This window comes from Streptomyces sp. 3N207 (assembly GCF_052246355.1).
GTDB lineage: Bacteria > Actinomycetota > Actinomycetes > Streptomycetales > Streptomycetaceae > Streptomyces.
The window spans coordinates 206,999-218,662 of record NZ_JBQQBV010000013.1 but is presented as its reverse complement, the minus strand read 5'-3'; the positions used below and the strand labels follow the sequence as shown (position 1 = coordinate 218,662).

Genomic DNA, 11,664 nt, shown 5'->3' with positions numbered 1-11,664 from the left:
CACCGCTTGACATGAACGAAGTCGTGGGCAGCCACGACCTCCTGCTGGTCACGCTCGACACGCTTCGCTACGACGTGGCCCAGGAGCTGGCAGCGGCCGGCCGCATCCCGAACCTTGCCCGGCAACTGCCCGGCGGCGTCTGGGAGCGCCGGCACGCCCCCGGCAGCTTCACCTACGCTTCCCACCAGGCGATGTTCGCGGGCTTCCTGCCGACACCAGCCGCGCCGGGTTCGCACCCACGGCTCTTCGCCGCCCGCTTCGCGGGCAGCGAGACCACCGAGAGCGGCACCTTCGTCTACGACACGCCCGACCTGGTGTCGGGGTTGGCCGCCGTCGGCTACCGGACCGTCTGCGTCGGCGGCGTGGGCTTCTTCAACAAGCGGGGGCCGCTGGGCTCCGTCCTCCCCGCGATGTTCCAGGAGAGCCGTTGGGAGCCGGAGTTCGGGGTGTCCTCCCCCACCTCCTTCGAGGCGCAGGTGGCCTGCGCCGAGAAGATCGTCGCCGGACTCCCGCAGGAGCAGCGCCTGTTCCTCTTCGTCAACGTGTCGGCCCTGCACCAGCCCAACTGGTTCCATCTGCCCGGTGCCACCCGCGAGGCGGTCGACTCGCGGGCCACCCACGCCGCGGCACTGGAGTACGTGGACCGGCACATAGGGCGGCTCCTGGCAGCCGCCGGCAGCCGTCCGTGCTTCGCCATCGTCTGCTCCGACCACGGCACCGCGTACGGCGAGGACGGCTACCGCGGCCACCGCATCGGCCATGACGTCGTCTGGACCGTGCCCTACGCCCACTTCTTCCTCCGCGAGGCCCGATGACCACGACCGAAGCGGCGGTTCCGTCCGCCGTCCGCCCGTACCAGCACTACGTCTACGCGTATCCGCACAAGACCGCGTACCGCCCACTGCTCCGGGAGCACGCATCCTTGCGGGCGCTGTGGGCGGACGAGCCGAAGGACGCGCTCTCGCTCTACGTGCACCTCCCGTTCTGCGAGGTGCGCTGCGGCTTCTGCAATCTCTTCACCCGGATCGGGGTGCCGGACGGCCTGACCACGGCCTACCTGGACGCGCTGGAGCGCCAGGCGGCCGCGGTGCGCGAGGCCCTCGGCGACCAGGCACGGTTCGCCAACGCGGCCTTCGGCGGTGGCACTCCGACGTTTCTGGAAGCCGCCGAACTTGAGCGGCTGTGCGATCTCGCAGAGGGGGGCCTGGGAGCCGCGCTGACGGCGATCCCGCTGTCGGTGGAGGCATCGCCCGCTACGGTGACCGCCGACCGGCTCGGCGTGCTGGCCGCCCGCGGCACGACCCGGCTGAGCCTGGGCGTGCAGACCTTCGTCGACGCCGAGGCACGCATGGCCGTGCGCCCCCAGCGCCGCGCTGACGTCGAGGCGGCCCTCACCAGGATCCGCGACGCCGGCATCCCCGTCCTCAACATCGACCTGATCTACGGCATCGAGGGCCAGACCGAGGAGTCCTGGCGTCATTCCCTCGACGCCGCCCTCGCCTGGCGGCCCGAGGAGCTGTATCTCTACCCCCTCTACGTCCGCCCGCTCACCGGTCTCGGCCGGCGTCGCGGCCCGGACTCCTACGACGCCGAGTGGGACGAGCAGCGGTTGCGGCTGTACCGATACGGCCGCGACCACCTGCTCGCGCGGGGCTACGAGCAGGTGTCGATGCGCATGTTCCGCCGCGCGGGTGCTCCCACCACAGGCGGGGAGGACTACGCGTGCCAGAGCGACGGCATGGTCGGCCTCGGCTGCGGTGCCCGCTCGTACACCTCCGCGCTGCACTATTCCTTCGACTACGCCGTGGACATGCACCGCATACGCGGGATCATTGACGACTACACCGCCCGCACGGCCGAGGACTTCCACCACGCCGACTTCGGCTATGAGATGGACGCGAATGAGGCCCGGCGCCGCCATTTGCTGCAGTCGTTGCTGCAGGCCGAGGGCATGCCCGTCGCGGACTACCGGGCACGCTTCGGTACCGCGCCCGGCGACGACTTCCCCGCCGAGCTGGACCGGTTCGGCGACCGGGGCTGGCTGGACGGCTCCGCCGGTCCGGAGCTGCTGCGGCTCTCCCCCGAGGGCCTGGCCCGATCCGACGCGCTGGGCCCCGAATTGTTCTCCGCCGCCGTGCGGAAGCGTATGGCCGCGTACGAACGGAAGTGACGGAGCCCGCATGGACCTGACGATCCTCTACCGCGGCCCGCTGGCATCCTGCGACTACGACTGCCCGTACTGTCCCTTCGCCAAGCGCAGGGACAGCCGCGCCCAACTCGCCGCGGACCGCGCCGCACTGGAGCGCTTCGCCCGCTGGACGGCCGCTCAGCGGAACGACCGGCTCTCACTGCTGTTCACCCCGTGGGGCGAGGGCCTCGTACGCTCCTGGTACCGGCGTACGCTGGCGGAACTGAGCCGGCTTCCGCACATCCGCCGGGTGGCGATCCAGACCAATCTCAGCTGCCGTACGAACTGGCTGGACGCCGCCGACCCGGACACCCTCGCCCTGTGGTGCACCTTCCACCCCGGCCAGACACCGTACGACCGCTTTCTGGTCAAGTGCCACGACCTGGCAGCGCGCGGCGTCCGCCACAGCGTCGGCATCGTCGGCCTTCCCGAGCACCTTGAGCACGCGCGCCGCCTGCGCGCCGATCTGCCCGCCCACGTATACCTGTGGATCAACGCCGCCGAGGGCCGTACGTACACCGACTGTGAGGCCGGTCAGTGGACTGCCCTCGACCCGCTTTTCCCGTACAGCCGCCACCCGCACCGCAGCGCGGGCCTGCCCTGCCGGACAGGCGAGTCCGTCATATCGGTGGATGGCGAAGGCACGGTCCGCCGCTGCCACTTCGTCCGGTCGAAGCTGGGCAACCTCTACGACGGCTCGTACCGGCGGGCACTACGTCCCCGCGCCTGCCCGCAGGCCGTCTGCGACTGTCACATCGGCTACGTCCACCTGGAGACGCTGCCGCTGTACGACACGTTCGCGGGCGGGGTCCTGGAACGGATCCCCGCCGCACGCCCCCGATTCAGCACGTGATGCCGGCACAGATCCAGCCGGCGCCGCGCTGCATACGAAAGGAGGGGCCTGATCGCCACATCAGAAAGCGCGTGTTCGGTCGAGGCGAAACCGGTGAAGTACTGGATCTCCAACCTGCCCCCTGACACCCCGCCAAGGACCTCGTCCACCTCGCGAAAGCCCGCTGGCGCATCGAGCATGACTGCCGCCAGTTGAAGACCGCCCTGGGACTGGACCACTTCGAAGGCCGCTCATTCACCGGCTGGCACCGCCACGTCAAACTGGTCACCGCCGCCCACTGTTCCTGACCGAACAGCGGGAGAACCCAAAAGCCTCTGCCAGGGCCTGCGTCCCCGGCCGCGTTCGGATGAACGCGGCCGGTTCCAGATCCGTCGGCGAAGCACGCGATGCACCTCAGAAGGTGATGAGGGCCTTGCCGAGGAGGCCGCCGGCTTCGAAGCTCTCGTGGGCGGTGCGGATGTCGTCGAGCGGGAAGCGGCCGGCGATTCGCAGCCGCAGCTCATCGGTGTCGACGAGCTTGGCGAGGTGGGCGAGCCTCGCGCAGGAACCTGGTGCGTGCATCGTCGCCGCGGCTTCCGCCACCTGCGAGCAGGGAGATCAACTTGACCGCGACGGACCGGCCCAGCGTCTCGTCCCGCCCCTCCCATACCTGTCCCATTCCGCCCTCGCCGAACTGCCGCACCAACCGGTAGCGGCCCCCGAGGAGTTGGTCTCGCACTTGTTACGCCTCCCCGTTGCGAACATCTCTGTCCCTCCTGCCGGCGAATCGGTGTGATGGGCATCGTGACGCGGCTGCGAAGGCGACACGCCCGTTACCCGGAAACCCGCTGAACGGCAGGGCTGTTCGCCAAACGGCCACCCTGATTCGGATCAGCTTTCCGTCTCCGGCGTGTCCCCGGCTGCGGAGCGGGGCCAGCGACTGCCGCTCGCCTGGAGGTTGAGCACCGTGATGGCGTGCTCGTAGCGGATGTAGTCAGTCACCGGCTCGGAGACGATCCGGGCGCGGCGCATCACCACGCCGCGGGCGACTGCGTCCTGGACGAGTGGCAGCCACTGGGGCCAGAGCGACTTCGTCGGGTCGGTGTTCACATGGCCGGTATGCAGTAAAGCGGCGAAGTCGTTGGCCTCGTCGCCGACGGCGTACTGGTCGCGCATCCCCAGGTGCACGGCGCTGTGCCGGGTGGCGGCGAGCAGGTCAGCGACGGGCCGATCGTTCAGCGACATCGCATGCCTCCCTCCACGATCGGCACCATGCGGGCCGGGATCCGGATGACCGTCTCGTGGGTGGGGATTCCGGTCGCGTGCCCGGCCACCCACTGGGTGCTGCCGATCAGTTCCTTCAAGAACACTTCCGCCTCCTCGCCCTGCAGGACCAGGTCGGCGCTCTCCTCATCCACCCACACCGCCGGCGCCCCCTCGCCACCGGTGTTCGGATCCATTCCCACGAACTTCCTGCACGGCACGAGCACCTGGACACGGTGCAATCACTCAAGACCGGGATCGGGCGCGAGGGCCTGCTCAGGTCATGAGTTGGCCTACCTGCGCCACGGCGGCATCCTGCCGCACGTCGTTCGCCGCACACTCGCTTCCTGAGCGCGGCGGCGCGGTCGTATGGTGACCGGTCTGGCCGCCGGGCCGGGCTCGGTGACCGGTCAGGAAGGGGCATCGGCCATGGCCGAATCCACCAAGTCATGGCCCAGGTCGAACCGGATTCCGTCCGGGTTGGTCAGCTCCTGGTCGGCGTACCAGGTGGCGTCGGCTTCCGGGTGCGGCCCGACGACGGCGACCTGTCCCTCTCCGAAGGGCGCAAGGAGCGCGGCCGGCAGGCCGTTGTCGTACGTGGCGATCACCGAAGCTGCGGCATCGTCGGCCAGCCGGAAGTACGGTCCGTCCTGGAAGTACATGTGCCGCCGTCGGCCACGCCACCGGACGGGGACGACTGTGTCGGCCGATGTGTGTACCGAGGCACCTTGGGAGGCGATGTACGCGTCGGTGTCACCAGGCAGCAGACCGAAGCCGGGACTGCGGCCGGCCAGGTAGCCACCCATGCAGAAGCCGAGGTAGCGGCCTCCACCGCGCACCCAGTGACGGAGCGGGCCGGCGAAGGTGCGCAGATCCTGCCAGGCGGCCTGCAGGTCGTCACCACCTCCCGGTTGGGCGTAGACATCTGCCTCTGCCAGTGCCGTCGCCGTGAGCGGCACGTCTTCGCCGGGACCGCAGTACTGCACGCGCGGCCGTGACCGCGCCGTGCGCAGCAGCGCGGCCACCGCCTCCGGGCAGCCCTCACAAGCCGCCGGGCCCCGGTAGACGAGGGCGCGTGGCCGCTCGTGAGGGCGCTGATGACCGCACGCGGCCTGAACGGCCGTCAAGGCAACCGTCGGGAGGGCGAGCGAAAGCAGCCGGCGTCGGTCCATGCCGAGAACCTGACCGCGAGTGGCCCGGTTGTCAAACGGCCGGTTGTGCACACACGGCCAAACCAGGGGGGAGCACACATGAGGAGCCGCAACAAGAGGCTCAGAATTCACAGGTCCATCCAGCCCTGTTTCTCGCGCTCCCCCATGAGATTGGCTCGGCACGTCGCCTTGCGAGCATCGCGCTGTCTACGCCCCGTCGTCCGCAAGCCGGCCGCACGCCCACCTCCACCGGCAGGGCCGCAGCCGAAGTGGCCCACGGAGCAGTTCCACCTTCCGCCGCAGCGCAGCACTCCGGACAGTCACCCGCACCCCACCGCGTTCCGGTATCGCTCAGGGCACGTCCGGGGCCTCCGCTCGTCGAGGACCGTGCGACTGCGGCCGCTCGCTTGGGGTGCCGAGTCATGCAGGTGGGGTTCTGCACTTCCTGCCAGCGCCTCACCCACCGGTACGGCTCTGGCGGAAACCCCTTGTGCGCCACCGGTCGCGCCTCCCGCCCGTCGCGCGCCTGAACCGAGCACCATCGATCACAAACTGATAGCAGCTCCCAACGGGTAGGCAGTTTTTGCGCCAGCTCCTGGGCGCTGGATACCGTCGGCCCTCCCCCGTCCGGACATTAGCGGCCATCGCGGGCCTGCATGGGCATCGAAGGCCCACACGTACTGCTGCCGTCCTTCGTCCGTGACGGTCATGCCGTAGTCGTACAGCTCAGGGCTACCGTGGGCGATCCACCGGTCCCACGCGGTCTCGACTTCGTCCACCAGACGCCGGGGGCCGCCCTGCCAGGCGAGAGCGCCCTCTGCGGACGACGCCAGGGTGGCCCAGGAAGCGTCCTCGTCGTGGAGTTGCAGGACCGCCGTACCTTCGGCGCTGGTAGGGGTGATCCGCACGTCGGGCAGCGCTACACGCAGGGCGAAAAGCAGATGGGCGTCATCGCGCAGGGCCTGGGTGTCCCGCTCCAGGGTGCGCTGGTGCTGCGGCGGACGGTCGGCGCGGACACGTACGAAGGTGATGGGTGGCGGGGCGGTGCGGCTGGGCATGAACATCGCCAGCCCCTGGATCCAGCCCTGTGCGGAGGTGCCGTCCTCGGCGACGGTGAGCGCCACGTGCCCGAGCCGCCCCCAAGGGGTGACGATGCGCCCGCCGGGGCGTGTCTGCTCCACCCATGCCCAGGGGGCCCCGCCATCGGCGACCTCGACGGCCACGCCTGCGCCCGCCGCGGACAGGTTCTTGCGGGCGCCGACGGCAAGTTCGGGATCCATCTCGATGCTGGTGACCCGGCCTGACCCGGCCCGGGAGGCGAGCAGTGCGGCGTTCCAGCCGGTGGCGGTTCCCAGTTCGAGAACGGTGTGCCCTTCCTCCAGCTTCAACGAGTCGAGCATGTCGACGACGACAGAGCAGCACGAGAGGCTGGAGGAGGCGACGCCGCCGGTCACCTGGGCAATGGCCGGGTCATAGGGTCCGCCGTAGACCTGTGCGGCCCCCCCTGCTCGTCCTGGTCGCGGTCGACGGACTGGTAAGCGTGCCCGTCCCAGGCCCACAGTCGCGGCGGGGCGAACTCGTGGCGCGGCAGTGCCTCGACGGCCTGCCGGATCCACGGGGAGCGCTCCGGCCACAAGCCTTCGTGTTCCATCTCCTGTGCCAGGCGGGCACGCTGCTGGTCGAGGTGGGGCACCGGCGGTCAGTCCGTTTTGTGTTGGCCGCCGCTGGGTGGCGGCTTGGGGACCTCGCCGTCCGCGTTGCCCGGCGGGGGCTTGCCCTGCCCCGGATCGGGGTCCGGCTTCCGGTGATCACCCGTTGCTGCTCCCCTCGCCGCATACGGTGACCAACCATCGTCGCGCACGGCCCTGCCGCCCGGGCCGCAAAGCGGTACGCGGAGGACGGGACAGTGGACTGCCGTTCCATGGCCAGCGGGAAGATGTAGCAGTGAGCCAGTATGTCGACCTGGGTGACGAAACCCTGTGGAATCCGTCCAACGGCGCCGCCCGGCTGTTCCTGCGGCAGGCAGCCGTCTTCGAAGCCGAGCTGGGCGTCCCGTGCGGCATCGGGCCGATGCAATCCGACGAGTGCCAAGTCGACCCCGCAGTTTTGAAGGACTTCGTCGACGCGCTGCTGGCGTGGCGTCACAGGACGAGCCATGGGGTCATGGGGGCTCTCGCGGACGGGTTCATCGCCACGGTGCTGGTCCTCGCCGAGCGCGCACGCATTGACGTGCGCTGGAGGAGGAGCACCGGCCCCGTCATCCGGGGAGTGCACACAGACGTCCACCTCCCAGCCCTTTCACCATTTGGAGAGGAGGAATGGACGATCGCCGTGCGAGCCAAGGCCCGCGAGTTGAGTCGTTGCATGGCTCGGTAGGCAACCGTGCCTTCTGCAGGACGAACTTTGCGGGCTGAAGCGGTGCCTGGCGTCGCAGGCGTCTCATAGTCAGGCTCGAGCTGCTGGAAGCCAACTCGCAGCACATAGAGGAATGAGGTCAGCTCTGCTCCGATGGACCTGGTGATCTGAGCACCACCACCCACCAGCAGCGGTCGCCGGTCCGGGCCCCGTCAGTCCCCTGCGCGGCGGGGCGAACGGCCCGCGAGGGCTTCGGTCTCAGCTGCGTATCGGCATCCCACCTGGACTTGGACAGCAGAGGCTGCAAGCCGTCCGGGGTCGCGTTTCCGGCATGTTCGGCGAGCGTCCAGCAGTTCTTGCGCGGCAGGTCCGACAGCAGACCGAGGACGAACTCCCGTGCCCGGAACCGCGGTTCCACCCGCGCGAACCGCGACGCGATGCGGCCCATCAGGGACTCGAACACGCCCTGCCAACCGGCAACATCTATGCTGTGACCTGCGGCCACCGACTGATCTTCTGTCTTCACACACTGATGATCACCGGTGGCCGTGCCGGTTCCCGGCCGCCCAGGCCCGCCAACACGATCATGACCTGCGGGCGGAGTGAGGCCCGGCCCAACCGGTGGCGGCCACTACCTCCCGCGCGATGTCAACGACGAGCCGTCCGTCCGTCGCCACTCGCACGGTCTCCGCGGGAGCCCGCTGGTCCAGGAGCCGGGCCTTGCGGACACTTCCTTCCAACTCCTGCTCCAGCTCTGAGCCGAGTTCTCGCCCCACCAGCCGCTCGCGGGCCGTGGCATCAGAGGCGGTGAGCAGAACTCGTATGATCCCCACTCCGGCCCCCATGGCACGCTCAAACATGCCCGTCGCCTCCGGCAGCACACTCCTGGTGTTCGTATAGATCAGGCGCCGGTAGCCGCGCTGGGCGAAGTTCGCCCACACGGCAGTCAGGTTGCTCTCGGTGATCTCCGCACGGTGAGGGTCCCCCTCTGGAGCCGGATGCACCTGCCCCATGAAGTCACCGTCGATGATCGCGTGAGCGACCGCCTCGGAGCGCAGTAGCGCCGAAACCTCCCATCCCACCGTCGTCTTGCCGACACCAGCTCGTCCTCCGATGAGCAGTACTTCTGCCTGATCCATGGGGGCAGCGTGTCAGCGGGCGACCACCTCGCGCGATCCGATATCGATCCGGTCGCCTGATCCCAGCCCCGTCCACAAGATCACGCACTACGGCTGGGGTACGAGGAGGTTTTCGAGAAGTCCCCCAGTACCTGGCCCCGGGCGGCGCCGCACCTGACCTGCTCGAACTAAGGCTGGAGAACGCTCACCGGCGACCCAGAACCCAAACCGCTTCGGATCAGTACTCGACGTCTGTCTGTAACGCGGCCGATTCGGGAGGACTACTTGGCTGATGCATCAACCGTTCCAGGGTGCTCATGAAGGCTTCGAACGCGGGGGGGGTCGTGGCCATTTGAACGACCAATGGGGGACGTGCATGAAACGAGACACCCTCCTCGCGGAGCAGGACCCGCAGGCCCTCGTGGCTGAAGTCGTCGACCACCCCCTCGGCGACCAGGAAGTCGGCCAGCTTGGCCAGGCTCCAGGTCGAGAACGGCAGGCCGTGCTCGGCCGGCTTGGACTTGACGATCTTCTTGATCTCCTTGCGCTCGGGCAGGGTGAAGGTCCTCGGCCGCCCGCCCGCGTACTTCGGATAGAGCGACTCGAAGCCGTCAGCGTTGAAGTTGTGGATCACGTCTCGGACCCGGTCCGCGCTGGTGAACGTCGCCTCGGCGATCTCCGCCACGGGCATGCGCTGCGCGGACAACAGCACAATCTGCGCCCGGCGCCAGGTCACCACCGACCCGGTGCCCCTACGGATGATCCGCAGCAGCCGCCTGCCCTCGTCGTCATCGATCTCACGGACGCGCACTCGCTCTGCCACCGGCGCAGCTTGCCGGACGCGTGCGCCGGAGTGGAATCCGGACGGCGCGTCACCTCACCACAGCACAAGGGTCGCTGATGCGGCGCTAGCCGAGATTCACAACCTCATCGTCCGCGTGGGTGCCGAACTCGGCGACGCGCACCTCCGCGATGTGCTCGTACCGGCTGATCCGGTCGGTCCACTCCGCGTCGACGCCGAACGCCACCTGCGCGAAGCCCACCTGCCCGATGGCCTCGGCCAGGCCCGGATCGCCAGGGGCCAGCAGCCGCACCGGCGCGTCAAGTGCCACGGTGTGCGGCGGCACGAAGTACTCGTCCGGCAGAACGGTGCGCGCATGGACGAGCGCACCGACAGCGACAACCGAGCCGGCCCCCAGCCGCGCGCACTGCAGGACCGTCGCCGCGGTCGCCACATAGACGCACCTGCCGACCTCGCAGCCCAGCAGCGTTGTATGCGGCCCCACGAAGACGTGGTCGTCGACAAGCACCGGCTGATCGCCGGCGACCGCAGACCCGCGCAACACCGCGTTCTCGCAGATCACCGCCGCCTCCCCGACCTCGATCCGAGACCCCTCGGCATCGAGCACCGCACCGTACATCACCCGCGCCCTCGGCCCCACGCGGACATCGCCGACGAGCGTGGCCGTCGGGGCGACGTAGGCGGTGGGATGGACCTGCGGTTCATGCCCGCGGTGCCGGATGCGAATTCCCTGCGCTTCAGCGATCATGAGCGGATTCTCGGCTGACAGCCGCGAGCATGCTGGCGGATTTCAGACGTCGCGTTCGCCGAGACATGTGCCCTCCGCGATCTGAGGCACTACAGGGCGAACGTTGCCTGATACGGCACGTAGGGCGACGGAACGCTGCATCCCGGCCCCGCCGGGACGCTGTAAAGCCCGGCGCATCAGAATGATTACGCGCAGTGCTGCTTCCTGTCTCTCAACCACTCACATCGGACGAAGAGGTGTCTGTTGTCCCTGGATCTCAATCAGATGTCCCGAAGTCGTGTACGGCTGCTGGTCCTGGCCCTGGTGGGCGTCATTCTTCTGCTCGTGGGCGTCTTGGTGGGCGTCCTGGCCGGTGGCGGAAGCGATTCTGACGCCAGGAAGGACGACGACGCGGGGCCCTCCCACGGCCCCGTGCAGCCATCACAGGCGCCGAGTGACTCGGAGGGCGACGGCACGTTCCACGACCCTGATTCCTGGGTGAAACTGCCTGAGGGCAAGGCCGCCAAGAACGGTCTGCCCATCGGCTTCCCCCACACTGACAGGGGCGCTGTGGCTATGGCAGTGGCGAACAACCGGGCGGGCTGGACCCTGGATGAAGATGAGCTCCGCCGGGGGATGGAGACCTACGCGGACCCCGAGGCCGAAGAGGAGCCCAATTCCCAGGAGAACAAGGCGGCGGTGGTTGCCTACGCCGCAAAAGCGACGCGTCAGATGGCCGGCGTGCCGACCAAAGGACCTCTGCCGGAAGGCGCCAACCTGAGCGGCGTCCCCGTCGGGGTGCAGTGGAAGCCACTCAGCGCAGACCGGGTACGCGTCTACGTCCTGACCCGCATCACCACAACGGCAGGCGAAGGCGAGGAAACCAAAACCCAGTTGATGGCGTTGCCGTCCGAGCCGATCTGGACAGCGGGAGACTGGAAGATGGGGCAGCCAAACAAGAAAATCGACCAGTCGCAAATCCCAGACCCCGCAGACCTCGGAACCCGGAAGTTCTCAGACGAGGGCTGGAAGGCACTCCAGGAAGGCAGCAGCCGATAAAGGCCCCCTGAAAAGCTGGACCCATCGCCCAGTCGTCTCACCTGGGCGGTAGCAGTGGGGCCGAGACGGTGCGCCAACACCAGCTCGACCCGGGTGCTCGGCAGCTGTCGGAACGACTCGGGAGCCTGCAGTGGCCTCGGCACCCCTCCCTCTTCCAGTGGAACTGGGG

Annotated in this window: 10 protein-coding genes and 5 pseudogenes; 6 read left to right on the top strand and 9 right to left on the bottom strand. The window is 68.8% G+C overall.

Annotated features, from left to right (window positions below; translation table 11 throughout):
* The first annotated feature begins 11 nt into the window (after window positions 1-11).
* The 4 genes and pseudogenes from ACTWP9_RS21715 to ACTWP9_RS21700 form a co-directional block, all read left to right on the top strand.
* Window positions 12-815 carry an STM4013/SEN3800 family hydrolase gene (locus ACTWP9_RS21715; RefSeq protein ID WP_443247905.1) on the top strand — a complete coding sequence of 268 codons (804 nt, stop codon included), beginning with the start codon at window positions 12-14 and terminating at the stop codon, window positions 813-815.
* Complete coding sequence (locus tag ACTWP9_RS21710) at window positions 812-2,170, top strand: STM4012 family radical SAM protein (RefSeq protein WP_443247877.1); 1,359 nt, start codon at window positions 812-814, stop codon at window positions 2,168-2,170. Before ACTWP9_RS21715 ends, ACTWP9_RS21710 begins: the two co-directional genes overlap by 4 nt.
* Before the next feature lie 10 nt (window positions 2,171-2,180).
* On the top strand, window positions 2,181-3,041 hold the full coding sequence (locus ACTWP9_RS21705; protein WP_443247876.1) for an STM4011 family radical SAM protein: 861 nt from the start codon (window positions 2,181-2,183) through the stop codon (window positions 3,039-3,041).
* A gap of 90 nt (window positions 3,042-3,131) precedes the next feature.
* A pseudogene (locus ACTWP9_RS21700) lies at window positions 3,132-3,381 on the top strand (transposase); the annotation flags it as partial.
* A 53-nt stretch (window positions 3,382-3,434) separates the two neighbouring features.
* Here the strand turns inward: ACTWP9_RS21700 and ACTWP9_RS21695 are convergent.
* The 5 genes and pseudogenes from ACTWP9_RS21695 to ACTWP9_RS21675 all read right to left on the bottom strand — a co-directional run bounded on the left by ACTWP9_RS21695 (window position 3,435) and on the right by ACTWP9_RS21675 (window position 6,888).
* Window positions 3,435-3,602, bottom strand: a complete 168-nt coding sequence (locus ACTWP9_RS21695) for a zinc-binding dehydrogenase (protein WP_443247875.1) — start codon at window positions 3,600-3,602, stop codon at window positions 3,435-3,437.
* A gap of 324 nt (window positions 3,603-3,926) precedes the next feature.
* Window positions 3,927-4,265 (bottom strand): annotated as a pseudogene (locus ACTWP9_RS21690) (DUF6879 family protein); the annotation flags it as partial.
* Window positions 4,237-4,480: pseudogene (locus ACTWP9_RS21685) on the bottom strand (hypothetical protein). The pseudogenes ACTWP9_RS21685 and ACTWP9_RS21690, both read right to left, overlap by 29 nt.
* 213 nt (window positions 4,481-4,693) lie before the next feature.
* Window positions 4,694-5,455: a BPL-N domain-containing protein gene (locus tag ACTWP9_RS21680; RefSeq protein ID WP_443247874.1), complete on the bottom strand. Its 762-nt coding sequence runs from the start codon at window positions 5,453-5,455 to the stop codon at window positions 4,694-4,696.
* 524 nt (window positions 5,456-5,979) lie between these two features.
* Complete coding sequence (locus tag ACTWP9_RS21675; protein WP_443247873.1) at window positions 5,980-6,888, bottom strand: protein-L-isoaspartate O-methyltransferase; 909 nt, start codon at window positions 6,886-6,888, stop codon at window positions 5,980-5,982.
* Between the two features lie 490 nt (window positions 6,889-7,378).
* Between ACTWP9_RS21675 and ACTWP9_RS21670 the strand changes: the two genes are divergently transcribed.
* The gene (locus ACTWP9_RS21670; protein WP_443247872.1) at window positions 7,379-7,810 is read left to right on the top strand and encodes a DUF6086 family protein; all 432 of its coding nucleotides are present in this window, start codon (window positions 7,379-7,381) and stop codon (window positions 7,808-7,810) included.
* Between the two features lie 247 nt (window positions 7,811-8,057).
* Here ACTWP9_RS21670 and ACTWP9_RS21665 read toward each other — a convergent pair.
* From ACTWP9_RS21665 to ACTWP9_RS21650, 4 genes and pseudogenes are all read right to left on the bottom strand, one after another.
* Window positions 8,058-8,237 (bottom strand): annotated as a pseudogene (locus tag ACTWP9_RS21665) (IS701 family transposase); the annotation flags it as partial.
* A 136-nt stretch (window positions 8,238-8,373) separates the two neighbouring features.
* Window positions 8,374-8,928, bottom strand: a complete 555-nt coding sequence (locus ACTWP9_RS21660) for a hypothetical protein (protein WP_443247871.1) — start codon at window positions 8,926-8,928, stop codon at window positions 8,374-8,376.
* A gap of 358 nt (window positions 8,929-9,286) precedes the next feature.
* A pseudogene (locus ACTWP9_RS21655) lies at window positions 9,287-9,730 on the bottom strand (helix-turn-helix domain-containing protein); the annotation flags it as partial.
* A gap of 85 nt (window positions 9,731-9,815) precedes the next feature.
* A complete protein-coding gene (locus ACTWP9_RS21650; RefSeq protein WP_443247870.1) occupies window positions 9,816-10,457 on the bottom strand; it encodes a gamma carbonic anhydrase family protein in 642 nt (213 codons plus the stop codon).
* Window positions 10,458-10,700: 243 nt separating this feature from the next.
* Here ACTWP9_RS21650 and ACTWP9_RS21645 point away from each other — a divergent pair, with 243 nt between their 5' ends.
* The gene (locus tag ACTWP9_RS21645; RefSeq protein ID WP_443247909.1) at window positions 10,701-11,495 is read left to right on the top strand and encodes a hypothetical protein; all 795 of its coding nucleotides are present in this window, start codon (window positions 10,701-10,703) and stop codon (window positions 11,493-11,495) included.
* Window positions 11,496-11,664: the final 169 nt, after the last annotated feature.